This is a genomic window from Cylindrospermopsis raciborskii Cr2010 (assembly GCF_003367075.2).
GTDB classification, from domain to species: domain Bacteria; phylum Cyanobacteriota; class Cyanobacteriia; order Cyanobacteriales; family Nostocaceae; genus Raphidiopsis; species Raphidiopsis raciborskii.
Window position 1 is genome coordinate 3080491 of sequence record NZ_CP065936.1, and the last position, 24092, is coordinate 3104582.

Here is a 24092-nt window from a genome sequence, read left to right on the forward strand (position 1 = left end):
CGAAAACCGCATGAGATTGATGACACCGGGGTTGGCTTTCTTTTATGGTGGATTCGTGCGATCGCGTAATATCCTCAACACCTTAATGATGAGTTTTGTGTTGATGGCAATTGTGGGGGTAACCTGGGTACTGTGGGGCTATAGTTTATCCTTTGCTCCTGGGTTACCTTTTATTGGGGGTTTACAGTGGTTTGGTCTAAATGGTGTAGGTTTGGAAACAACAGGATATCTAGCAGGTTCAGCACCACAGGAAGTAGTTTGCTACGCATCAACAATACCCCATCAAGCATACATGATCTATCAGGCCATGTTTGCAATTATTACTCCAGCCTTAATTTCTGGGGCGATCGCCGAAAGGATGAGTTTTCGGGCCTACTGTCTATTTGTGCTATTTGTGCTGCTGTGGTCGACCTTTATTTACACACCTCTAGCTCATGCGGTATGGGACAAAGGTGGATTTTTAGGTTTATATGGTGGTTTAGGTGCATTAGATTTTGCTGGTGGTACTGTAGTACATATTAGTTCTGGGGTATCTGCTCTCGTAGCAGCGATTGTACTTGGCCCCCGAAAAAACCATCCCGATCGTCTCGCACCACCTCATAATGTCCCCTTTATTTTGTTGGGTGCAGGCTGGTTTGGTTTTAATGCTGGTAGTGCCCTATCCGCCGGCACTATTGCTACAGTTGCATTTGTTGCAACTAATACATCTGCTGCTGCAGGTGCGTTAATATAGCTTATGTTATAGCAGCTGTAGGAACATGGCTGATTTTAAAATTCATTTCAGCTACTGTAGGACTTCGGGTGCAAGAGGAAGCAGAAAACCAGGGACTGGATGTTCACGAACACGGAGAAGAAGGTTATAACTCTGAGTTCGGCGATCGCATTAACATTTAACCACAGGGTAGGAGGGAAAAGGGAATCCCACCCACCTAACCCTTTCATCCATGTAACTCTTTTTTAAAAGTTTTGGCTAAAGCTATATATTTACAATTGCCAAATAATCAAATAATATAACTATTCAGGACTCAAAAATCAGCGGAAATTATAAGAAAATAAGAAGTATTAATTTTAGTAGACAGTAAAAAATGGATACCAAAACTTTTAAACGTACACTACAACACTCAGAAAACTACAATCGCAAAGGGTTTGGGCACAAAGAAGAAGTGTCTACACAGTTACAATCTGAGTATGAAAGTAGTCTAATTCAAGAAATACGCAATAGTAACTACACGATTAAAAAAGGCAATACTACTATCCGACTAGCTCAAGCCTTTGGATTTTGTTGGGGTGTGGAGCGCGCAGTAGCGATGGCATACGAAACTCGTCAACACTTTCCCACAGAAAGGATTTGGATCACCAATGAAATAATTCACAATCCCTCGGTTAATCAACGTATGCAAGAAATGGGAGTGGGATTTATCCCCGTAACTACTAATAAAAAAGATTTTTCAGTAGTTGAACAAGGGGATGTAGTTATTTTACCCGCCTTCGGTGCTAGTGTACAAGAAATGCAAATCTTACATGACAAAGGTTGTCAAATTGTGGATACAACTTGTCCATGGGTTTCTAAAGTGTGGAACACAGTGGAAAAGCACAAAAAAGGTGAATTTACCTCAATCATTCATGGCAAGTACAAGCACGAGGAAACAGTAGCGACTAGTTCCTTCGCTGGCAAATACCTAATTGTATTAAATTTACAAGAAGCCGAGTATGTAAGCAACTATATCCTCCATGGTGGTAACCGGGAGGAATTTTTAACCAGGTTTGCCAAAGCCTATTCAGCGGGTTTTGACCCAGATAAAGACTTAGAGAAAGTAGGGATTGCCAACCAAACAACCATGCTCAAAGGAGAAACAGAGCAAATTGGCAAAATATTTGAAAAGACCATGATGCAAAAATATGGCACCTTAGCACTGAACGATCATTTTCAAAGTTTTAACACCATCTGTGATGCTACCCAAGAAAGACAAGATGCCATGTTAGAACTAGTTGAACATGAATTAGACCTGATAATAGTAATTGGCGGGTTTAATTCATCAAATACTACCCAATTACAACAAATAGCTATTAACAGAAATATTCCTTCCTATCACATTGACAGTGTGGAGAGAATTAAACCTAGTAATGCAATTGAACATCGGCAATTAAACGGAGAAATAGCAACCACAAAAAACTGGCTACCTATAGGGGAAACAATTGTTGGCGTGACTTCTGGTGCTTCCACACCTGATAAGGTCGTAGAAGACATTATCGAGAAAATTTTTACCCTAAAGGCGTTCAACATCAACTGATTTAAATGTTTTTTAATTTTTGTTTGCAGACGGATACAAATCCGTCTGTTTTGTTACAGAATAAAAGTCAACTAATGTTTTCACCCTAATATGATGAGTTATATGAAACCCGACTGGAAAACCGTTAAACATTACGACGACATACTCTATGAAAAAATAGATGGTATTGCTAAGATAACCATCAATCGCCCCCATAAGCGCAATGCATTTCGTCCAGAAACAATATTTGAAATATATGAAGCTTTTTGTGATGCTCGTGAGGATATAAATATTGGCGTAGTGCTACTAACAGGTGCAGGACCTCATACCGATGGTAAATATGCTTTTTGTTCCGGGGGAGACCAAAGCGTGAGGGGAGAAGGCGGTTATGTTGACCACACTGGAATTCCGCGCCTAAACGTGTTAGATCTACAACGTCTGATTCGTTCTCTACCTAAAGTAGTGATTGCTTTAGTAGCGGGATATGCTATTGGTGGAGGTCATGTTCTGCATCTAGTGTGCGATCTAACCATAGCAGCAGATAATGCGATTTTTGGGCAAACAGGACCGAAAGTAGGTAGCTTTGATGGTGGTTTTGGTGCTAGTTACCTAGCGCGAATAGTTGGACAGAAAAAAGCTCGGGAAATTTGGTTCCTCTGTCGTCAATACAATGCACAACAAGCCTTAGAAATGGGTTTAATTAATACCATTGTTCCGGTTCAGGATCTAGAAATGGAGGGAATAAACTGGGCTAAAGAAATTCTAGACAAAAGTCCTATTGCCATACGTTGTCTAAAAGCGGCATTTAACGCAGACTGCGATGGACAAGCTGGAATACAAGAGCTTGCTGGTAACGCCACTTTACTTTATTATATGACCACAGAAGCAGCAGAGGGTAAACAGGCATTTTTGCAAAAACGCCCCCCAAATTTTCGGGATTTCCCTTGGTTACCCTAGCGGGAACCGGGGAGAGTGGAAAAAGCAGTTTCCTCAATGCTTGTAATTTCTTGAACTTCTGGAACTGGGAGATTCTCAGTCCTAGTATCTAGATGACCGGGAACGGATAAAATTGGTAACATTGGTTTAGTCAGTGGTAAATTCCAACTTTCCTCCAAAGACTCCCATGTAGGTGCGAAAGCGGGAACAGCTAAAGAGCAGGCCTTCCAACAACCTTGTACGGGTGCGCTTAACTGACTACAAACACCACCTCTACGTCCTTCCGGTTGATAATGGCGACAGTACCTACAAGCTGATGCTAACGGGTTGATTGGTTTCATAATCGTTACTCTTGACGGTGGTTGATAACTATTTCCAGTGGTATTTAATATTGTGATCCCAAGAGAAATAGACCAAAAAGCCGAGGAGTTATTATGTGTTGGGGGTTTTAGCTATTTTTACTGAAAAATAATTTTTATTATATTTTTATATTCTTGTTATATTTCTATATGATTGGTGAAGTAACCACATACTTGTTTTAGCTGAAAGCCATTGGGGATCAAGGACAAATATTAAACTTTGGATTATGTCAGGTTGTTAACTTAATACCTTATATTCGGCATTTTGGGGCGATCATTTAGTTAATATAGGTGTCAACAATGAAATTGAACCGTCGTCAATTCCTCACCGTTTCGCTGGCCAGTCTAGCATCCTTTTCGCCACTGGGTTACAGCTTCCCTACCCTGGGAACCACTACTAATAGTACCATCAAACCACGAAGACTAAAAACTGGTAATGGCGTTGGTCTAATTAGTCCTGCTGGTGCAACCTTTTTACCAGAGGAGGTGGAAATAGTCCAGGATGCTGTTAAAGCATTGGGAATGACTCCCTATCTTGCTCCTAATCTTTTAGCACGCTATGGCTATTTGGGGGGAACAGATCTACACAGAGCAGCTGATATCAATCAGTTTTTTGCTGATGGTAAAATCTCCATGTTATTACCAATCCGTGGAGGTTGGGGTTGTGCCAGGATTTTGCCCTATTTGGACTACCAAGTAATTAGAAGAAATCCCAAAGTGTTAGTGGGCTTTAGCGACTTAACGGCATTAAATTTAGCAATTTATGCTAAAACTGGCTTAATCACCTTCCATGGTCCCAATGGTTTAACATCCTGGCGTGCTGAACAGGTAAATTGGTTTCGACGGGTTCTATTCGCCGGGGAAAAGCTTAATTTTGCCAATGAAGCAGACCCAGACGATAGGGGAAGGTTGATGAGGGTAAAAAACCGCATTCAAACCATTACCCATGGAAAAGCACGGGGGCGATTAATAGGAGGCAATCTTTCAGTGATTTCAGCCATGGTAGGATCCGCTTATTTGCCGAATTTTGCGGGGGCGATTTTATTTGTGGAGGATGTGGGAGAGAGTATTTACCGTATAGACAGAATGTTAACACATCTGAAATTGGCAGGAATTTTACAAAATTTACGGGGGTTTATTTTTGGTCAGTGTACTAATTGTGCACCAGATGGAGGATATGGTTCCCTAACCCTAGAAGAAGTTGTCCGCGACCACATTCAATCTTTGGCAGTCCCCGCTTGTATGGGATTGCAAATTGGACATCTGGAAAATATTGTCACTTTGCCCATTGGTATCGAGGTGGAAATGGATGCTACCGATGGCACAATTGTTATGTTAGATTCCGCAGTTAATTGAACTACCGACAGTTGGTTTCCCTGTGAGTAGTTCAATACATCCAACAGGTCAAAGCATCAACCAAATCGCCCCGCAACATAATCGCGGGTACGCTCGTCTAGGGGACTACCAAATATTTGGGTTGTAGCACCAAATTCTACCATTTGTCCAATACGACTTTCATCTGTACTGAAGAAAGCTGTAAAGTCAGCAACCCGTGTCGCCTGTTGCATATTGTGGGTAACAATAGCTATGGTTAGTTCTGATCGCAAACTGTGGATTAGTTCCTCTACTTTTAGGGTAGCAATGGGATCTAATGCTGAACAGGGTTCATCCATTAATAAGACTTTGGGTTTTACTGCTAAAGCACGAGCAATACAGAGTCTTTGCTGCTGTCCACCAGAAAGTCCTAAAGCAGATGAGTTCAGTTTATCTTTTACCTCATTCCACAAAGCAGCTCCTTTAAGAGCAGATTCCACAATGTCATCTAATTGAAATTTTGGAGCCCCACCAGAAATTCTTACCCCGTAAGCAACATTCTCGTAAATGCTCATGGGAAAAGGGTTTGGCTTCTGAAATACCATGCCAATTTCCCTTCTTAACCGATTAATGTTAATCCGGGAATCGTAAATACTCTGCCCAAAAAATTCTACGCTCCCATCCACCTTGACTTTACCTTCTAATTCACTAATGCGATTTAGGGCTTTGATAAACGTGGATTTGCCACAACCACTAGGACCTATTAGTGCGGTAACTCGATTCTTGTAAATATCTAAGGATATGTTCTCGATAGCTTTGTAGTTACCGTAGTAAAAACTGAGGTTTTTAATCTTGATAGCTGGAGTCAGATTAGTCATTTTAGATTATCTCCCATACTGAATTCTTTGTTTTCGCGAACCATGACACGCCTTACAATCATTAGATATCTCACAGACCTTTCCAAATCACTCACAAACTTCACTAACGCAATTTACTCTTGCGACCTAAAAAACGAGAGAGCAAACTAAAAAATAAAACTAAACTCAGTAGTATTATAGAGGTAGTCCAAACCAATTGATTAACTTTAGGATCGGGACTATTGTACAAATTAAAAATTAATACTGGTAAGGACGCTGTGGGACTGATTAGACCATCTGACCAGTTTTGACTAAATAGCGCTGTAAAAATCAATGGCGCAGTTTCACCAGCTGCACGAGCGATCGCCAGGGATACACCAGTGGTAATCCCAGGTATAGCTGATTTTACTACTATTCTAAATGTGGTTTGCAGTTTTGTTCCTCCTAAAGCTGCAGAAGCTAGTCTCTGATGCACTGGAACTAGCTTGAGTGCTTCCTCTGTGGTCAGGGTAATGACGGGTAACATGATTACGGAAAGAGCAAATCCCCCCGCTAAAGCACTAAACTCTTTAGTGGTTAGTACAACTACACCATAGGCAAACATGCCCACTACAATGGAGGGTACACCGGTGAGTATAGAAGTGAGGAATCGCACCAATTTATTGATTTGGCTGTTCTTGGCAAATTCTGCCAAAAATATGCCGGTTATGACTCCCACAGGTACGCTGAGTAGAGTAGCAATACTAACCATAAGTAGAGTACCCAGAATAGCATTGGCAAAGCCATTATCAATTAGGGGGAGATAAAACATTTCTAGTTTTAAACTAGAACTCCCCCGGGATATAATTTCCCATATAATTGATCCTAATGGTAAAAATGCCAGCAGACTTAGTATGAAGGATAAACCATTCATCAAATAACTAAATAACAGTCTATTGGGTGGTAGGGGATCTAATAATTCCCTAGCAAAAGATTCGTCTGTTCCGGAATTCATATGGGTAAATGGTAGGTAAACTGAGTGATTTGTGATGGGTAATTTTATGTGGGCAATTTTCGGCGCAAACTAAATCAGAATTTCTATTGGCATACCACTAAGAGTTCTTTTTGCCAACCCACTGAACTAATAGTACAGCAGCAATATTCACAGCTAGAGTTAATACAAACAAAATTAGTCCTAAATAACTTAATGCACCAATATGTAATCCCGGCTCCGCTTCGGCAAATTCATTAGCTATAACAGCGGGAATTGTATAGGCTGGATCAAGCAAAGAAAGACTAATTTGGGCTGAGTTACCAATTACCATAGTTACTGCCATGGTCTCACCCAAAGCACGTCCTAAAGCCAACATGGCCGCACTTACCATACCTGAAAATCCCGCAGGTAATAACACTCGAAATATGGTTTCCCAGCGTGTTCCACCTAAAGCCATGGATGCGGTTCTTAATTCCCGAGGAACTACCATTAACACATCACGAGAAATGGCAGCCATCGTGGGTAAAATCATAATAGACAAGATAATTCCAGCGGTCAACATATTATTACCTGCTGGATCCTGAGTGTTAAATAAAGGTATAAATTGGAGAAAGTTACTAATCCCCTTTTGTAAAGGCTCTATTACAGGGATAAATACAAATATTCCCCATAAACCAATAATTACACTGGGAATAGCTGCAATTAGTTCTACCACAAAAGCAATGGTGTTTCTAACTGGTAAGGGCAAAAAGTCCTCACTCGTAACCAAGGCCACAGATATACCCACAGGTACAGTTAACAAAATAGCGATCGCACTGCTGACCAAAGTTCCATAAATATAAGTTAACGCTCCAAATAACTGATTACCTGTATCCCAATCTTGGTCCCAGAGAAATCCTAAACCAAATTGGAGAACAGCGGGTTGAGCTTCTTTGAAGATGACTAAAGTCATGACAATTAATATTGTCACAGTGACCGCAGCAAAGAAATAAACTAAAAATGTGAATCCCTGATCAAGGCGGAAATTTAATCCACCACTTACCTGTAGGTCTAAATTTTGATCACCACTCACATAGGCGCGGGAGTGGTCTTCACTTGGTGGAAATGATTCATTCATGGTGGGAAATCATATTAAAAAAAGAACAAAAATTTGAGTGACTGCTCGAGTTGATATAGAGTGACTAAAGGGGGATGGGGCTCGTTAAAAGCCAAACCACCTTTCCCCCATTTTTTAAAAAAGCCTTACTTAACAGTGCTATTCACAGTTTGTAAAACCCGATTAACCACGTCCTGAGGTATTTTTGTGTAATTTAGGTCGTCATTAAACTGCTGACCATCTTTAAGTACCCAGTTAATCCACTTTTTGATAGCATCAGCTTTAGAAGGATTAGAGTACTTTTGATAAATCATCATCCAGGTTAAACCAACAATGGGATAACCCTGGGCTGGATCACCAACAAATACGCGATAGTTTGCAGGAAAGGTCACGGTTGATAGAGCTGCATTAGAAGCTGCTAAAGAAGGAGCGACAAATTCTCCTTTCCTGTTCTGTATTTCTGCAGATCTGAGGTTGTTTTTGGTAGCATAGTCATATTCTACATAACCAATAGACCCAGGAGTACGAGCTACTAAAGCAGCTACACCGGGATTTCCTTTTCCTTTTAAAACGTTGGGTAGAGTCCATTTTGGTGCGGTATTAGCTCCTATTCTACCCTTGAAATAAGGATTTATAGAACTGAGATGATTGGTGAAGATAAAGGTTGTACCGCTACCATCCGCACGAACTGCAAATCTGATTGGTTGATTTGGTAGGTTAACACCAGGGTTATCTGCTTTAATTTGCTGATCATCCCAATTAGTAATTTTACCAGAAAAGATGTCAGGTAAGGTTTTACGAGACAGTCTTAGTCTATTGACTCCTGGTAGGTTATAAACCACGGAAACCGCACCACCAGCTGTTGGTACTAAAATTACACCGTTTTTAACTTTAGCTATTTCGTCATCTTTCATAGCTGCATCGCTGGCACCAAAATCTACTGTGCCCGCAATAGTTTGACGAATACCACCACCACTACCAATCGCTTGGTAATTAACTTTCAATTCTGGATGTTTCTTTCTCACTTCCCTTGCATAACGCTCATACAAAGGAGCAGGAAAGGTCGCACCTGCACCATTTAATGTCTCAGCTTGAGCAATTGCTGTTAATAATGGACTAAAACCTAGGACTGTTGTTAGTGCTGCTGTAGAAACTACCGGACGGAAAATAGTGGTTAATGTCATGTTACCTCGTGTTTAAGGGATATTATACTAGCCATTGTTTGCTTGACGAAGTTACGTCCCAAATCTAGCTTTATGCCCACTGATTAAGATTTTTTTAATAGAAGCTAAATAAAAGATTAAGGTTTGGTTAAGATTTGATTGAGAATTTTTTAAGTATATTGGAATACAAGCGCTGTGCAAGGTGATTTGGGTTGCCCTCTAAGAAGAGTTGGGTAAAAATGGAAGGTAAGAGGTTTTCTGAGGTTAAAAATGTCGTTTTCATCATCTGAAGTTGCTCAAACCCCTAACTCCCGACTAGCTACCACAGAAAGCCATGATTATGATTTGATGATTGTGGGTGGTGGTATTGTTGGTTTAACTTTAGCTGCTGCTTTGAAGGATTCAGGCTTAACTGTTCTTTTGGTGGAAGCTCAGGTGACATCCACAGCGGTAGCTAAGGGACAAGCCTATGCTATACACATGTTATCAGCACGTATTTTTCAGGGTATTGGTATTTGGGGAAAAATTCTCCCTCACATTGCCAAGTATAGACAAGTGTTTCTATCGGATGCTGAATATCCAAATGTAGTCAAATTTCAAACATCCGATTTGGGGGGAGAAACACCGGAACTGGGTTATGTGGCAGAGCATTTTGCCCTGTTGGAACCCCTCCAGGAATTTGTCAGAACTTGTGCCAATGTGACTTATTTGTGTCCTGCTACTGTGGTTAGCACTAAAACTAGTGGGGATATAGTAACTGTAAATATTCAAATAAATGGTGCAGATCAAGTGTTTCGCACTAAATTAATGGTAGCTGCTGATGGTTCTAAGTCCCCTCTTCGTCAAGCTGCAGGAATTAAAACGAAGGGTTGGAAATATTGGCAGTCTTGTATAGTCGCTTTTGTCAGACCTGAGAAGTCCCACAACTACACCGCTTATGAAAAGTTTTGGCAAAGTGGGCCCTTTGCCATTTTACCCCTAACTGGTAATAGGTGTCGTATTGTGTGGACTGCTCCCCATGAAGAAGCTAAGACCCTGTGCACTTTAAGTGATGAGGAATTTTTGGCAGAATTGACTCGTCGCTATGGTCACCAGATGGGTAAATTAGAATTGCTGGGAGAGCGGTTTGTTTTTCAGGTACAGTTAATGCAAAGCGATCGCTATGTTCTCCCCCGGTTGGCTTTGGTGGGTGATGCAGCTCATAACTGTCATCCCGTGGGTGGACAGGGTTTAAATTTAGGTATCCGGGATGCTGCTGCTTTAGCTGAAGTTATTCAAACAGCTCACCAGCAAGGAAAAGATATTGGTAACATCCAGATTCTGCAGCAGTATGAACGCTGGCGCAAAAATGAAAATTTGGCGATTTTAGGGTTTACAGACCTATTAGACCGTATATTCTCCAATAACATCTTACCTATGGTCATTATTCGTCGTCTAGGTTTATGGTTAATGCAGAGGATACCCATATTAAAGGTTTTTGCCCTAAAATTAATGATTGGTTTCCAGGGTAGAACCCCCCAATTAGCTCAATTATCGCTAAATACCAACTTCCATGGACTAAATAACCAGTTATGATTAAGTGGGTGAGTGGAATTAAATATAAGACCAACGTAGGTTGGGTTGAAGTATGAAACCCAACACCACGGGTCTCGTTACTCGACCCATCCTACAAATAATTGTGCCTCCCTACTTACTATGATTACAAAAACTACTAAATTGATATCGCTTGTATCGGTTATTTCACTTCCCTTAGTTAGTTTGTTTATACATAATCACTACACAACTGGTCAAACTCCAACTATTAGCCAATTAGCACAAGTAAAATCCATATGGCAGCGGTTTTCCTCCCAGGAAGGAAAATTTAGCGTGTTGTTTCCGGGTACACCAAGGCTTAGCCAGCAAAAGATGACCAGTGATAATGGGGAACTACAGGTAAATCTATTTACCGTAAATCGTCCCCAGGAGGAGGCAAAATATACGGTTGCCTACATTGATTATCCAGCACAATACATTCAATTGTTACGAAGTAGAAATCTGGTGGAACAAGCTATAGAGCAGGGCAAAAGTACAGCATTAGAGAGAGTTCGGGGAACTATTGTCAGTGAGGAAAAAAAGACCTTGGGTGATAACGTGGGTATAGAAGTAAATTATACTACTCCTGCCGGGAAAGTTGTCAAGCAGAGAGTATTTTTAATTGACAACAGATTTTATCAGATTACTGCGGAAACCACTCAAAAAAGACAAAGGTTTTTGACTAGAAGTATGCAGGGTTTTTGTGATTCTTTTAAGTTGTTACCATAAGGTTATGTTCCCAAAATGCGCCTTGGTGTCGAATATCCTTTGAAATGGCAGATTGATTCCCAAAGTTTTTGAGCTAGTGCTAGATTGGCACAAAACCGTTGGCTAGGCTAGAAGTAAGTATCCATGTTAAAAAAACTACAAAACAAGCAAGTCTATTTGATTACAGGAGCGGGGCTCGGCGCCTTTCTCTTAGGTGTGGGGTTCTCATTTCCCCAGGCGCAAAAAACCTTGAGCAAATGGTTTGACCCCAGTCAGGTAGAAGCAAATCAGTCAATTCAAATGGACCAATCTCCTTCAACTGTTGGCATGACTGTAGCTCAATCTTTACCAGAAAGATCTAGTAAGCTCAGGGAAATTGCTGAAAAAGGAGACTCTCCAGATCGAGAAAGGGCCCGCTATGTCTTGGCTAGTGATTATATTCAAACGAATCAAGGTAAACCAGCGTTGGAATTATTGGTGGGTTTGGAAAAAGATTATCCAGTTTTGGCATCTTATATTTTATTGAAACAAGCCCAAGCTCAAGATATGTTGGGGGAAAAAGGGTTAGCTTCTGACCTGCGTCAAAGGGTATTAAGGGATTATCCAAAAAGTCCCGCAGCGGTGAAAGCCATGTATCTCATTGGACAACCAAAACTACAGGAACGAGCGATCGCCGAATTTCCTTCCCATCCGCTAACCTGGGAAATTATCCGCAATCGTCTGCGAGAAAACCCCAATCAACCCAAATTACAGTTAATTCTGGCCAAGTATGCTGGTGATGAACCAGGAACCGTAGGTTTTTTAGATAGCTTGGTTCCCCAATCTTCACTTACCCCAGCAGATTGGGAAGTGATTGGTGCAGCATATTGGGATAATAATGAGTTTGTTAAAGCCAGCAGTGCTTACAAAAATGCTCCTCAAACGGCTAAAAATCTATATCGTATTGCCAGGGGCTTACAAATAGACAAAAAACGGGAATCAGCAATTGTAATTTATAAACAACAAGTCAAGCTGTTTCCTAAAAAGAAAGAAACAGGAACAGCCCTATTAAGACTGGCAGAAATGTCTTCGGGGAAGGATGCCATATCCTATCTTGACCAAATAATTGCTCAATTCCCTTCTCAAGCACCACAAGCACTAGCACAAAAGGCTAAATTGCTGACCAGTCTCAAGGATAATCAGTCAGCTAATCAAACCTGGAAATTACTTCTAAGTAAATATAGCAGCTCTGATGCTGCCACAGAATACCGTTGGCAAACTGCCCTGAATAAAGCTAAAAACCGGGATTATATTGGTGCATGGGAGTGGGCACAACCAATTCCTACCCAGAATCCTGGCAGCATTTTGGCACCAAGAGCCAGTTTTTGGGTAGGTAAATGGGCAAGTCTACTGGGTAAAAACGAGGAAGCTCGTAAGTCCTATGAGTACGTACTCGCTAACTTTCCCCAGTCCTATTATGCTTGGCGTTCCGCTAGAATCCTGGGATGGGATGTGGGTGATTTTAATAATTTACGCCTACTCAATCCCCAAATTACCTCACCCCAACGTCCTTTACCCCCTGCTGGTACGGATACTTTCAAAGAACTGTATTTAATGGCACAAGATCGGGATGCCTGGTATGAATGGGAGACGGGATTTAAAAATAACAATCAGCCCACGGTAAAAGAACAGTTCACGGAAGGGTTGATGCGGTTAGTAAAGGGTGATAACCTCATTGGTATTGCTAAAATATCTCAGTTGGAAGATAGGGAAACCCCGGAGGAGAGAGCTGAATATGCTGTTTTAAGTCGACAAATTACCTATTGGCAAGCACGATATCCCCTATTATACTTAGAACCAATACAAAAGTGGGCTTCAGCTCGTCAGGTAAATCCCCTGCTGGTGATAGGTTTAATGAGACAGGAATCAATGTTCCAACCTAAAATTAAATCAGTAGCTGGTGCTGTGGGTTTAATGCAAGTGATGCCAAATACAGCTAAATGGATAGCACCACAAATTGGTGTGGATATGAAAACTATTAACCTGGAAAACCCCAATGATAATATCATGTTGGGAACTTGGTATTTGGATCATACCCACCAGGAATATAATAATAATTCCATGTTGGCGATCGCCAGTTATAATGCAGGACCTGGCAATGTTGCCAAGTGGTTACGAACCATACCCAAACAGGATCCCGACGAATTTGTGGAGGAAATACCCTTTGGGGAAACCAGAAATTACGTGCGTCAGGTGTTGGGGAATTATTGGAATTACCTACGGTTGTATAACCCGGAGATTTCAACCTTAGTTAGTAAATACGCCAAATCTGGAAACTAACCAACGGTAAAAAAGATAAAATATAAAATAGTTAAGGAATGTTGCCAACTCAACCCAACTCATGACACCTTTACCAGAAACAGAGACAGAAACCATAGATTTTGCTGAGGACACCAGTAATTTACCTGTGGACCCCCTAGATGAACTCCCAGACGAAGTGGAAATGCCGTTTTTTGACCATCTGGAAGAACTGCGACGGCGGATTTTCTATTCTTTAATTGCGGTGGTAGTAGGTATTGTGGGTTGTTTTCTAGTAGTCAAACCCCTGGTGCGACTACTAGAAATACCAGCCCAAGGGATTAAATTTTTACAATTGGCACCGGGAGAATATTTTTTCGTCTCCCTGAAGGTTGCTGGTTATAGCGGTTTAGTTCTATCCAGTCCCGTGATTCTTTACCAAATTATTCAGTTTGTCTTACCCGGTTTAACTCGTCGTGAACGCCGACTATTAGCTCCCATAGTTTTTGGCTCTAGTATATTGTTTTTAGGTGGATTAGTATTTGCATATTTATTACTTATTCCTGCCGCTTTACAATTTTTTGTTAAGTATGGAGCTGACGTAGTAGAACAGCTATGGTCAATTGAAAAATATTTTGAATTTATTCTGTTGCTATTATTTAGTACTGGTTTAGCCTTTCAAATCCCAGTTATCCAATTATTGCTAAGCAAGTTAGGAATTGTTTCATCACAGCAAATGCTCAATGGTTGGAGACTGGTGATTATGTTATCTATGATTTTAGGAGCAGTGTTAACACCCTCCACCGATCCCCTCACCCAAAGTCTATTAGCAGGAGCAGTCCTGGCTTTGTATTTTGGTGGTGTTGGTTTAGTCAAACTAACGGAGAAATAACCTGGATTGTCATAGTTTAGTCTTAATTAGTGTTGTTGGTGCTGGTTATGGCAGGACATAGTAAATGGGCAAATATTAAACGTCAAAAAGCGGTAGTAGATGCCAAAAAAGGCAGTGTTTTCACTCAACTTTCCCGGGCAATTATTATTGCTGCTAAAAATGGCATACCAGATCCCACAGGAAATTTCCAACTGCGAACAGCTATTGATAAAGCTAAAGCAGCAGGTATCCCCAATGATAATATTGAAAGGGCGATCGCTAAAGGTGCGGGTACTTTAGGTAGTGATAGTAATAGTTTGGAAGAGATTCGCTACGAAGGTTATGGACCAGGTGGGGTAGCCATATTAGTGGAAGCATTAACAGACAACCGCAATCGAACCGCAGCGGATTTACGGGTTGCTTTCAGTAAAAATGGGAGAAACTGGTTGTGTCAGTTGGATGTTTACCCAAAGGGGAGTTTGTATAGTTACAGGGGTGGAGGATGAAGAAAACCTATTAGAAGCATCCCTTGTCGGTGATGCTGAGAGCTATGAAATGATTGACCAACAAGTAGCTGAGGTTTTCACCCAGGTGTCCAACCTAGAGAAATTGAGTCAAACACTCAAAGCTAAAGACTTTAAACTCACAGAGGTGGAAATACGTTGGATTCCGCAAACTGAAGTGGAAGTTACCCATATAGACCAAGCTAAGTCCCTGCTAAAACTGATTGACACCCTGGAAGGGTTGGATGATGTGCAAAGTGTAACAGCTAATTTTGATATGGCGGAAAATATTATTAAAGCATTTTCTATGTAAACCGAACTCAGCCAACCTGTAATTCAGACAACACAGGAATTGTCAATTTGGATGCAACTTCAGCCAGGGTTTCTAAGTCATTAACATTTTCTAGGTATGGTAAACAACCCAAAACTGGAAAGTTAGTTAAAGACTCAATTAAATGGGTCGGAGTTAAATCCCCTATTTCTTCTTCCGAACGAGGTTGGTTACAATTCAAAACAATCCCCAATAAGTTTATTTTGGCTTGTCTAGCCAAAGCCGCATTAGCTACGGATTGAGCGATCGCACCTAATCTAACAGGAACAACCAAAACCGTTGGTAAACGCCATTCTCCCGCCAAATCAGCTACGGTCAATTCATCCGTTACGGGTGAACCTAAACCCCCGAGGGACTCCACCAGTAAAAAATCCCTTTCCCTTTGTAATTTGAGAAAAGTTCGCCAAACCAGACCCAAATCAATAGTCCGATTTTCCTTGGCCGCAGCAATTGGGGGTGCCAACGGTGCTTGAAAATACAAAGGGGTGATTTCTTCCTCGGACTGATCCAAACTAAAAAGAGACTGGTAGGTTTCTTTATCACCTACACCAGACTGTAAAGGTTTCATGATTCCCAAGCGACTTTGGGGAAGGTACTTTAGCCAGTAAGCCGCTATAGAACAGGTTAATATGGTCTTGCCAGCACCTGTATCAGTTCCAGCGATTAGTAGTGTGTTAGACAATTTATTAGCGGGTATTCAGGTATGTTTCACAGTGAACAAATGGAAAAGGAGGATCCTAACACTACTATAGTATCACTTATGGGATAATTTATATTTTGGCGTAAGTAGGGAGGCACAATTATTTGTAGGATGGGTCGAGTAACGAGACCCATGGGGGTGTTGGGTTTCATATTTCAACCCAACCTACGTTCATCTTATATTTAATTCCACCCACCCACCTAATCTCCAATAAACTATCATTAACTATGTGAGTAATTATGAGTAATATAGATTTTCGCATTGAACGGGATTCCATGGGCGATCGCCAAATTCCCAATAACGTATATTATGGGATCCAAACCCAACGCGCCCTGGAGAACTTCCCCATAAGTGGAATCAAGCCACTAGCCAGCTATGTAGATGCCTGTTTGTACATTAAGAAAGCAACTGCAATAGTTAATGGTGAGTTGAGTTGTATACCCTTAGATATAAGTAAAGCCATAGTTCAAGCGACAGACGAAATACTAGGGGGGAAATTACGGGATCAGTTTGTGGTAGATGTTTACCAAGCAGGAGCAGGTACATCCCACCACATGAACATCAACGAAGTTCTAGCCAATCGAGCCCTAGAAATTTTGGGGGATGAGAAAGGAAATTACCAGCGGGTTAGTCCTAACGATCATGTTAACTATGGTCAGTCTACCAATGATGTCATTCCTACAGCTATTAGACTAGGTGGTTTATTGGCCCTAACCCAAACCCTACATCCCGTATTAGAAAAGGCAATTGCCACCCTAGAAGCAAAAGCGGTGGAATTTCAACACATTGTTAAATCGGGAAGAACCCACCTTCAGGACGCGGTTCCAGTGCGGTTAGGGGAGAATTTTCGAGCTTGGTCCCATATTCTTAGTGAACATCAAAATCGCATATACACTGCTTCTGGGGATTTGATGGTCTTGGGTTTAGGGGGAAGTGCAGCTGGTACGGGAATGAACACTCACCCCGAATACCGCAAAAGGGTAGTGGAAGTGCTTTCCCAATTATTAGAAATTCCCCTGGAACCAGCGCCCCATTTAATGGCTGTTATGCAAAGTATGGGAGCATTTGTTAATACTTCTGGTGCAGTGCGCAATCTGGCACAAGATATGGTCAAAATCTCCCATGATTTACGCTTGATGGATTCTGGACCCAAAACCGGATTTAAAGAGATTCAATTACCACCCGTACAACCAGGGTCTTCTATTATGCCAGGTAAGTATAATCCAGTTATGGCAGAAATGACATCTATGGTTTGTTTTCAGGTTATGGGATATGACCAGGCGATCGCTCTTGCTGCCCAAGCGGGACAATTAGAATTAAATGTGATGATGCCGCTTATAGCCTATAACTTGATTCATAGTATTGAGATATTAGGTAATACAATTAGAGCTTTGACAGATAATTGTATTCAGGGTATTATTGCCAACAGAGAAAGATGTTTAGGTTATGCTGAGGGAAGTTTAGCTTTAGTTACAGCATTAAATACTCATATTGGTTATTTAAATGCTGCTGCTGTAGCCAAGGAGTCCTTAGAAACGGGGAAATCTCTAAGACAAATTGTTTTGGAAAGGGGTCTAATGACTGAAGAACAACTGGCCTTGGTTTTAGATTTGGAACAAATGAGTACTATTGTTCCACTGTGCTAATTTTTTGGGGGAATGGGGAAACTTGAAACTCGCCTTTACAATCAATTTAAAATGAATTAAGTAAAATCAATTAACCACTCCTTAACTTATGCTGACAACAAAACCACAAGTTAGTTTAATTAGAGCCACATCCTACCAACAGGATGCTTTAAAAGAATCCCTAACTACCCTATTAGATCCCTTAGGGGGAATAGGAGCTTTCGTGAAACCTGGGAACCGGGTACTGTTGAAACCCAATTTATTAACAGGTGCTCGACCCACCAAGGAATGTACTACCCGTCCAGAACTGATTCGCGCTGTTGCACAGCAGGTGATAGAAGCTGGTGGAAAACCTTTTCTAGGAGATAGTCCGGCGTTTGGTACTGCTAAGGGCGTGGCCACGGCCAATGGATTGCTGCCACTTTTAGAGGAGTTGAACATTCCCATTGTGGAATTTCGTGGTCAACGTTATACCTGTCCTGAGGGTTCCGGAAAAAGCTATGAATTTAATCATCTGCTCTTGTCGAAGGAAGCTATGGAAGCAGATGTGATTATTAATTTACCAAAAGTGAAATCCCACATGCAATTAACAGTCACTATGGGAGTAAAGAATTTGTTTGGTTGTGTCCCAGGAAAGATGAAAGCTTGGTGGCACATGGAAGCAGGTAAAGATGCCAAAAAATTCGGAGAAATGTTGGTAGAAACTGCCAGAGCAATTAATCCTAGTTTGACTATTTTAGATGGGATTATTGGTCATGAAGGTAATGGACCGAGTGGTGGTGAACCTCGTGATCTAGGTGTTTTAGGTGCATCAGAGAATGTGTTTGCCCTAGACCGAGCAGTATTAGAAATACTCAAAGTTGATCCCATGCAAGTACCTACCATGGTAGCTGCCCAAAATTTGGGTGTTTCTCCTGAATTGACAGATATAGAATTTCCCCATTTATCTCCAGATTTGTTACAAATAGAAGACTGGCGATTACCTGATAATTTAATGCCCATTGATTTTGCTATGCCCCGGGTAATTAAGTCAACTTTCAAACATCTTTATATCCGGTTTATCAAGGAACCAATGGGTGCTTACAGTCGAGGTTAAAAGCCAAAGGGGTGGGAGTGGGGACTTATGGGAATGTGAACTACGGGGAAAACAAAGATAAAAAAAGATAAAGTAGGTGACAAATCTTGTATGTAATTTATATAATGTGGTTGAGGTAGAGTTAAGGTTCTAACTAGCCATGAACAGGGGTTTACTTAATCCAATTCTAGTGAAAAATCACATGGTGTCAGGGTTTACTCTTTTAGTTGTTATAGCTACTGGGGTACAGGTGTCCTTGGCAGCAGAAGGGGTATACGAAATAGCGGAAAAAACTACCGTTAAAATCAATATATTTGATAATCAAGAGGGGCGGGAAGCGGATGGAGGTTCAGGTGTAATTATTAACAAATCAGGTAGAATTTACACCGTATTAACAGCGAATCATGTTGTCTGTGACCTTGATGAAATCGCACTGGCAAGAAAAAAGGTAGCATGCGAAACGGGTTTTAAGTATACTATCCAGACTAACACGGGCAAAGAATATCCAATTAAAGATCGTCAGGTACTACAAAAAGCACCAAGTGATCCAGATTTAGCAACAGTTACTTTTGAATCAGGGGAAAATTATGCCGTAGCTGTTCTGGGAAACTCCGGTCAGGTGAAACTAGGTACTGATGTGACTGTGGCTGGATTTCCTGCCATTTTTGGCAACAAAGGTAAAAATAGGACTTTCACTATTACGCCCGGTAAATTAGTTACTTTGATCCCCAAGGGACAAATGGGTTATAGTTTGGTATACAGCGCTGATACTTATATTGGTAATAGTGGCGGACCAGTGTTTGATGGTTCTGGTAGAGTTATTGGTATTCACGGATTAGCACATACTGATCAGGATAGTGGTGAATCAGAAACCCGGGGTCGTAAACGCCCAAGAATTAGGGAAATAATCGGACAAAGGGAAACAGGAGCATCTTCTGGAGGAAAGACAGGGTTTAATGCGGGTATTCCCATTAATACCTTTTTCTCGTTGACGGGACAACAACCTCCCACCAGTGCTGTACAACCGGTACTTCCCCCTCCTCCACCAGTAGCTCCCGGTGATTCTCCCAGAAGACCCACTAGATACAAAGCGCCTAGTGGACCAGCAGTTTGCCCGGGTACTGTTTGTTAGATTTGCAAAATTTAAGATTACACAGGAGGAGAATACTATGTGGAAGAGTTATTTAAGTACTATTTCATCAGTAATGCTCGTTTTAGGTTGTTTCTATACCAATCAGCAACAGGCGATCGCCCAAGCTGTCATAGAGCAGGATAGTTTAAATATAACCAAGGGAATACCCTGGGGTGCTGGAGGTTTCCCCTTTAGTCAAGTAGCCAACATTAAGGACTCTCTGGTTGATATTATTTCAGGGAAGGTGGTTATAGACCGACACGGAGAACCTGACAGCGGTTTATCTGGACCATTTTCCCAGCCTTTTCCAGGTAGGTTTGTGATTGTTTCCCTTTGGGGAAGCAATGTAGATGGATGTTTTTTACAAGTGGTGGTGCAAAAATCACCCAATGATGGTCAAGCGGAATTACAGCAATTAGTTCCCAAAACCCTAGAGATAGGAGTTAATAACCAAATTATAGAACTGGAACGCAACCCTAGCACCCAAGTGAGAGGATTTAAGGTTCCTTATAACTATACCCGGGCACAGGGAACTAGTGTAAATAGCCTTATAGGTAACCTTTTATTTGGTGCAAACAATCAACCAGCAGAGAACTCCAACAAGCAAATATCTAGCAATTGGTACATGGCTACTACTCTTTTTGCAGTAGATCAGGGCACTGCTAACTTCCTCAGAAGTGCGCAACCAAGAGAAATACGAATTCGCTTAAAATTTGAAAATGGTGACGCTAGAATTGTTAGGATTGGCAAGGGCACAGTGGAAAAGTGGCCAGAAGTCTACGGATTTAATTCCAAATGTGTTCCTCAATAAGCTTTACTTCTTTCTAAGTGGGTGAGTGGGATTAAGTTTTTTAAAACCACTGACCGAAACCAAGAAAAGTAGCTAGAATAGAAGGGAAACTCTCTTTTAAACAAGAAGAGTGGAACCATTAGGGAAAACCCAAATCAAACTTTTTATGGATTCAAATGGCCCGTCTACTAACCTGTCTAACACATACTCCCAACGTGTAGCAGATATTGTGGGAACGGTAATTGCTCTTTTAACCCTAATTATGCCTGTACTAATCATTTCCCATTATTCTTCAGCGGAAGTTCAGAATCCACCACAACCGGTAATCTACAATTTGACAAGAGATAAACCATAGCCATGAACTAACCAGATATAAGATCAGATTTCTTAAATAAGGATGTGAACATAGCACAATTATCCTAAAATCTAGCAAGAGAACCTCTGGTTCCAAATAAATTAACTGTTAGTACGGGAGTTTTGTTGTGGATTTATCTCTTATTCCTGCTCAACCTAAACCAGGTGTGATTAATGTGCTGATTGAAATTGCTGGTGGGAGTCAGAATAAATACGAATTTGATAAGGAATTAAATGCTTTTGCCTTAGACCGAGTGCTTTATTCTTCCGTCAAATACCCTTATGACTATGGTTTTATTCCTAACACCCTAGCTGAGGATGGAGATCCCTTAGATGGCATGGTGATCATGGATGAACCAACTTTCCCCGGTTGCGTTATTCCATCTAGACCTATTGGGTTTCTAGAAATGATTGATGGTGGTGAACGGGATGAAAAAATCCTTTGTGTTCCTGTTAAGGATCCTCGCTATGCCCATGTAAACTCGCTGAAGGATATCCCTCCCCATAGGTTGGAAGAAATTGCTGAGTTTTTCCGTAGTTATAAAAATTTGGAGAAGAAGGTAACACAAATTCTCGGTTGGCATGATGCGGATAAGGTTGCACCTTTAGTGCAAAAGTGTGTCGCTGCTGCTAAGTAGGGACGCAACAACAGGTTCTTCGGTGGATGTGAAAAACAAAAGAATGCTTGTGTGCACTACTTCAGTCCCAATCTGGCACTTTTTTCGTTTTTTGCCCACCTCCCCCTATATATTTTGATATGTTGTATATGTTGGCAAACAACTTTTAAAGAAATGCAGCGTACTCTACTTTTAGCCAAACTTCACAACTGTACCCTAACCGGTGCAAATGTTAATTATGTGGGTAGTATCAGTGTTGACCTAGTTCTTTTACATGAGGCTGGTATTCTACCATACGAGCAGGTACAAGTGGTGAATAAGAACAATGGAAAGCGCCTCATTACTTATACGATCGCAGCACCAGCTAACTCGGGGATCATTGAGTTGAACGGAGCAGCAGCTAGATTGGGCGTAACGGGCGATCGCCTGATTATCATGACCTATGGGCAATTTACTGAGGAAGAATTAAAGGAGTATTGTCCTAGGGTGGTAATTGTCAACGAGAAGAATCAAATCCTAGAGGTGAGAGATTATGATGATCAGTATATTAGGGGATCTGGAGTAATTGGTGTAGTTTAGCAGCTACTAGACCGCTATGGAGTAGTTCTCTAGCTTTATCTATTCCTGCTGACATATGTGGACTAATACCACTGTGCCATAAATAAAAACCTCCGTTCCAAATAGCTGTCTCCATCAAGTCATTGCTTTCTCCTCTAATAATAGATTTGATGTCTGTCATTAGCTGCTCTGGACTATGTAAGGGTACATTCTTATTGCTGAATTCATAGTCGCGGGATGCCAAATTCAGTCTTTGTAATTCCTGGGGAGCAAAGCAGGATGTGCCAATAATCGCAGTCCGATCCTTTGGTAAATCCGTACTACCTTCCAAACCTTTGATAAAGGTATATTGTTTCACTCCTCTCATCTCTAAAGCTGTTTGCAACATCCCCTCTGTGGGAGGATGAACAAAGCCAGCAATAATATGGGCATTACCTACATAAGGACACCAAATTAATTCCATTGTTGCTAGTGGTGGACGTTTTCCCAGTTGTTCCCTATATTCCCAAAGGCTTTTAGTTAAGCTAAAATGACTCGGTGTATGTATAAAACCAATACCGGTTATGTTAAATATTTTTTGAGTTTTTTCTAAGCATACCTTAGCCCAATTGATTCCTAAGTTTTGCCAAATTTCGACCAGGGGTAAACCATATTTTGTGGGATAGCGATCGCCTCCGTGCATGATTACAGGTTTACCCGCTGCTGTCAACAATAAAGTGGTAATGATATTAACTGGAGCTGTGCGGATTCTACCATCATAGGGTATGCCAAAAACTATGGGATTTTCATCATAGTTAGTTAGTGCCAATTTGGGACCCAGTTCATCATAAGCATCTAACATACCTGCCAATTCTTCACCCGTAGGGCGTTTAATCCGATGGGCAATTAAAAATGCGCCTATTTGTACAGGTGTGGGTTCAGATAATAACATCATCTTCATAGCTGTATAAGCTTCTTGACGACTGAGATTTTCTGAGGTGTGGTTTCCGCTACCAATTTTGCGGATAAATTCTCTAAATATATGGGACATAAGAAACTGTGAATGATTAATGGGGAATCAAGACAAAGACTGCTTTGGAGGGATATGGTCAGCTACTAATTGCCAAAAGTGTTCTATGGGGGGTATTGTTAACCGATCCTGGGTAGTTACCATCACCACCCGACGAGTGAAACTAGAATCCCCTCCTAATTCATGATCTTTATCCTCATTATTGTTGAGAGAACGTACTACTAGACTAGGATCAAACTTGGCTTCAATTAGCGCTGAATGAGGTAATAAAGCTATCAGTTTCCCCCGTCTCACCACACCCCGAAAAGCATCTAAAGTATTCACTTCTAATGCTGCTTTTAATACTGCTCCTAGCTGATCAAACTTCTCTTGAATTAGTCGCTGCATTCCATAACCATCCTTAAATACCACCTGGGGATATTTAACTAGTTCACTCCACGGTATGGATCTAAATTCCGCTAAAGGATGATTGATTCCTACTAATACTTCTATTGGCTCTTCATATAGGTTTTTTACCACCATTTCCTTACCAGTAATTAGAAACTTGTTGTACATCACAATTGCCAAATCTACTAGACCATCTTTCAATACTTTTAAAGAGCGATCGCTACCTAATGAGGTGACTCTTAATTGTACTTGAGGATAGTTGTGACAAAACATTTGTAACACCTCCGGTAAATAGGAACTACAAATAGAGTGGATTGCTGCAACACATAATTCTGGCTGTTTTCCGCTGATTAAATCTGTTAGTTCCTGGGTTGCAAATTCCCACTCTTGGCAAATTTTTCTCACACGCGGTAGTAACCTTTCACCACCTAATGTTAACTTAGCATGAGTGTTTCTATGAAACAACTCTACACCTAAATCTGCCTCTAAACCCTGAATTTGCCTACTGATCGTAGATTGGGTGACCCCACATTTTTTGGCAGCTTGTTGGAAACTACCTGTTTGGGCGATCGCTAAAAAGGCTTGCAACTGCTCTAAACGCATAATTAACAGGAA

Annotated in this window: 22 protein-coding genes and 2 pseudogenes; 16 read left to right on the forward strand and 8 right to left on the reverse strand. The window is 41.1% G+C overall.

Annotated elements, in window-relative coordinates; translation table 11 throughout:
* Positions 1 to 16 precede the first annotated feature (16 nt).
* The 3 genes and pseudogenes from C6N34_RS14090 to menB form a co-directional block, all read left to right on the forward strand.
* A pseudogene (locus C6N34_RS14090) lies at positions 17 to 894 on the forward strand (ammonium transporter); the annotation flags it as partial.
* 191 nt (positions 895 to 1085) lie between these two features.
* Entirely contained in the window at positions 1086 to 2291 is a 1206-nt protein-coding gene (locus tag C6N34_RS14095) for a 4-hydroxy-3-methylbut-2-enyl diphosphate reductase (protein ID WP_115538572.1), read from the forward strand.
* Between the two features lie 102 nt (positions 2292 to 2393).
* Entirely contained in the window at positions 2394 to 3227 is an 834-nt protein-coding gene (gene menB, locus C6N34_RS14100) for a 1,4-dihydroxy-2-naphthoyl-CoA synthase (protein WP_006277396.1), read from the forward strand.
* Here menB and C6N34_RS14105 read toward each other — a convergent pair.
* A complete protein-coding gene (locus C6N34_RS14105; RefSeq protein ID WP_057177231.1) occupies positions 3224 to 3547 on the reverse strand; it encodes a hypothetical protein in 324 nt (107 codons plus the stop codon). The two genes, menB and C6N34_RS14105, sit on opposite strands and share 4 nt — an antisense overlap.
* 318 nt (positions 3548 to 3865) lie before the next feature.
* Here C6N34_RS14105 and C6N34_RS14110 point away from each other — a divergent pair, with 318 nt between their 5' ends.
* Positions 3866 to 4921, forward strand: a complete 1056-nt coding sequence (locus tag C6N34_RS14110) for a S66 peptidase family protein (protein WP_115538573.1) — start codon at positions 3866 to 3868, stop codon at positions 4919 to 4921.
* A gap of 56 nt (positions 4922 to 4977) precedes the next feature.
* Here the strand turns inward: C6N34_RS14110 and pstB are convergent, their stop codons facing one another.
* The 4 genes from pstB to pstS all read right to left on the reverse strand — a co-directional run bounded on the left by pstB (position 4978) and on the right by pstS (position 8989).
* On the reverse strand, positions 4978 to 5757 hold the full coding sequence (gene pstB / locus C6N34_RS14115; protein WP_057177229.1) for a phosphate ABC transporter ATP-binding protein PstB: 780 nt from the start codon (positions 5755 to 5757) through the stop codon (positions 4978 to 4980).
* A 103-nt stretch (positions 5758 to 5860) separates the two neighbouring features.
* Positions 5861 to 6730, reverse strand: a complete 870-nt coding sequence (gene pstA / locus C6N34_RS14120) for a phosphate ABC transporter permease PstA (protein WP_057177228.1) — start codon at positions 6728 to 6730, stop codon at positions 5861 to 5863.
* A 97-nt stretch (positions 6731 to 6827) separates the two neighbouring features.
* Positions 6828 to 7826, reverse strand: coding sequence for a phosphate ABC transporter permease subunit PstC (gene pstC, locus C6N34_RS14125; protein ID WP_115538574.1), 999 nt, complete (start codon positions 7824 to 7826; stop codon positions 6828 to 6830).
* Between the two features lie 125 nt (positions 7827 to 7951).
* The gene (gene pstS, locus C6N34_RS14130) at positions 7952 to 8989 is read right to left on the reverse strand and encodes a phosphate ABC transporter substrate-binding protein PstS (RefSeq protein ID WP_057177226.1); all 1038 of its coding nucleotides are present in this window, start codon (positions 8987 to 8989) and stop codon (positions 7952 to 7954) included.
* A gap of 249 nt (positions 8990 to 9238) precedes the next feature.
* On the opposite strand from pstS, the gene C6N34_RS14135 reads away from it, so the two are divergent.
* The 5 genes and pseudogenes from C6N34_RS14135 to C6N34_RS14155 all read left to right on the forward strand — a co-directional run bounded on the left by C6N34_RS14135 (position 9239) and on the right by C6N34_RS14155 (position 15212).
* The gene (locus C6N34_RS14135) at positions 9239 to 10543 is read left to right on the forward strand and encodes an FAD-dependent hydroxylase (protein ID WP_057177225.1); all 1305 of its coding nucleotides are present in this window, start codon (positions 9239 to 9241) and stop codon (positions 10541 to 10543) included.
* Positions 10544 to 10873: 330 nt separating this feature from the next.
* Positions 10874 to 11269, forward strand: coding sequence for a hypothetical protein (locus tag C6N34_RS14140; protein ID WP_236107157.1), 396 nt, complete (start codon positions 10874 to 10876; stop codon positions 11267 to 11269).
* 123 nt (positions 11270 to 11392) lie between these two features.
* On the forward strand, positions 11393 to 13567 hold the full coding sequence (locus C6N34_RS14145) for a lytic transglycosylase domain-containing protein (protein WP_115538575.1): 2175 nt from the start codon (positions 11393 to 11395) through the stop codon (positions 13565 to 13567).
* A 61-nt stretch (positions 13568 to 13628) separates the two neighbouring features.
* Positions 13629 to 14417: a twin-arginine translocase subunit TatC gene (gene tatC / locus C6N34_RS14150; RefSeq protein WP_096543523.1), complete on the forward strand. Its 789-nt coding sequence runs from the start codon at positions 13629 to 13631 to the stop codon at positions 14415 to 14417.
* A gap of 47 nt (positions 14418 to 14464) precedes the next feature.
* Positions 14465 to 15212 (forward strand): annotated as a pseudogene (locus C6N34_RS14155) (YebC/PmpR family DNA-binding transcriptional regulator).
* 7 nt (positions 15213 to 15219) lie between these two features.
* Here C6N34_RS14155 and bioD read toward each other — a convergent pair.
* The gene (gene bioD, locus C6N34_RS14160) at positions 15220 to 15912 is read right to left on the reverse strand and encodes a dethiobiotin synthase (RefSeq protein WP_115538576.1); all 693 of its coding nucleotides are present in this window, start codon (positions 15910 to 15912) and stop codon (positions 15220 to 15222) included.
* Positions 15913 to 16166: 254 nt separating this feature from the next.
* Here bioD and C6N34_RS14165 point away from each other — a divergent pair, with 254 nt between their 5' ends.
* The 7 genes from C6N34_RS14165 to panD all read left to right on the forward strand — a co-directional run bounded on the left by C6N34_RS14165 (position 16167) and on the right by panD (position 22102).
* On the forward strand, positions 16167 to 17576 hold the full coding sequence (locus tag C6N34_RS14165) for an aspartate ammonia-lyase (protein ID WP_096543529.1): 1410 nt from the start codon (positions 16167 to 16169) through the stop codon (positions 17574 to 17576).
* 88 nt (positions 17577 to 17664) lie between these two features.
* Positions 17665 to 18651, forward strand: a complete 987-nt coding sequence (locus C6N34_RS14170; protein ID WP_115538577.1) for a DUF362 domain-containing protein — start codon at positions 17665 to 17667, stop codon at positions 18649 to 18651.
* Between the two features lie 139 nt (positions 18652 to 18790).
* Positions 18791 to 19762: a S1 family peptidase gene (locus C6N34_RS14175; RefSeq protein ID WP_115538578.1), complete on the forward strand. Its 972-nt coding sequence runs from the start codon at positions 18791 to 18793 to the stop codon at positions 19760 to 19762.
* Positions 19763 to 19799: 37 nt separating this feature from the next.
* Positions 19800 to 20573 carry a hypothetical protein gene (locus tag C6N34_RS14180; protein WP_115538579.1) on the forward strand — a complete coding sequence of 258 codons (774 nt, stop codon included), beginning with the start codon at positions 19800 to 19802 and terminating at the stop codon, positions 20571 to 20573.
* A gap of 145 nt (positions 20574 to 20718) precedes the next feature.
* Positions 20719 to 20907 (forward strand): hypothetical protein, encoded by a 189-nt coding sequence (locus C6N34_RS14185; protein WP_040009108.1) that lies wholly within the window; start codon positions 20719 to 20721, stop codon positions 20905 to 20907.
* A gap of 127 nt (positions 20908 to 21034) precedes the next feature.
* Positions 21035 to 21544: an inorganic diphosphatase gene (locus C6N34_RS14190; RefSeq protein WP_006277419.1), complete on the forward strand. Its 510-nt coding sequence runs from the start codon at positions 21035 to 21037 to the stop codon at positions 21542 to 21544.
* Between the two features lie 153 nt (positions 21545 to 21697).
* Positions 21698 to 22102, forward strand: a complete 405-nt coding sequence (panD, locus tag C6N34_RS14195) for an aspartate 1-decarboxylase (protein ID WP_115538580.1) — start codon at positions 21698 to 21700, stop codon at positions 22100 to 22102.
* Here panD and C6N34_RS14200 read toward each other — a convergent pair.
* A complete protein-coding gene (locus C6N34_RS14200; RefSeq protein WP_115538581.1) occupies positions 22071 to 23111 on the reverse strand; it encodes an anthranilate phosphoribosyltransferase family protein in 1041 nt (346 codons plus the stop codon). The genes panD and C6N34_RS14200 overlap by 32 nt on opposite strands.
* A gap of 27 nt (positions 23112 to 23138) precedes the next feature.
* Entirely contained in the window at positions 23139 to 24080 is a 942-nt protein-coding gene (locus C6N34_RS14205) for a LysR family transcriptional regulator (protein WP_115538582.1), read from the reverse strand.
* Between the last annotated feature and the right edge of the window lie 12 nt (positions 24081 to 24092).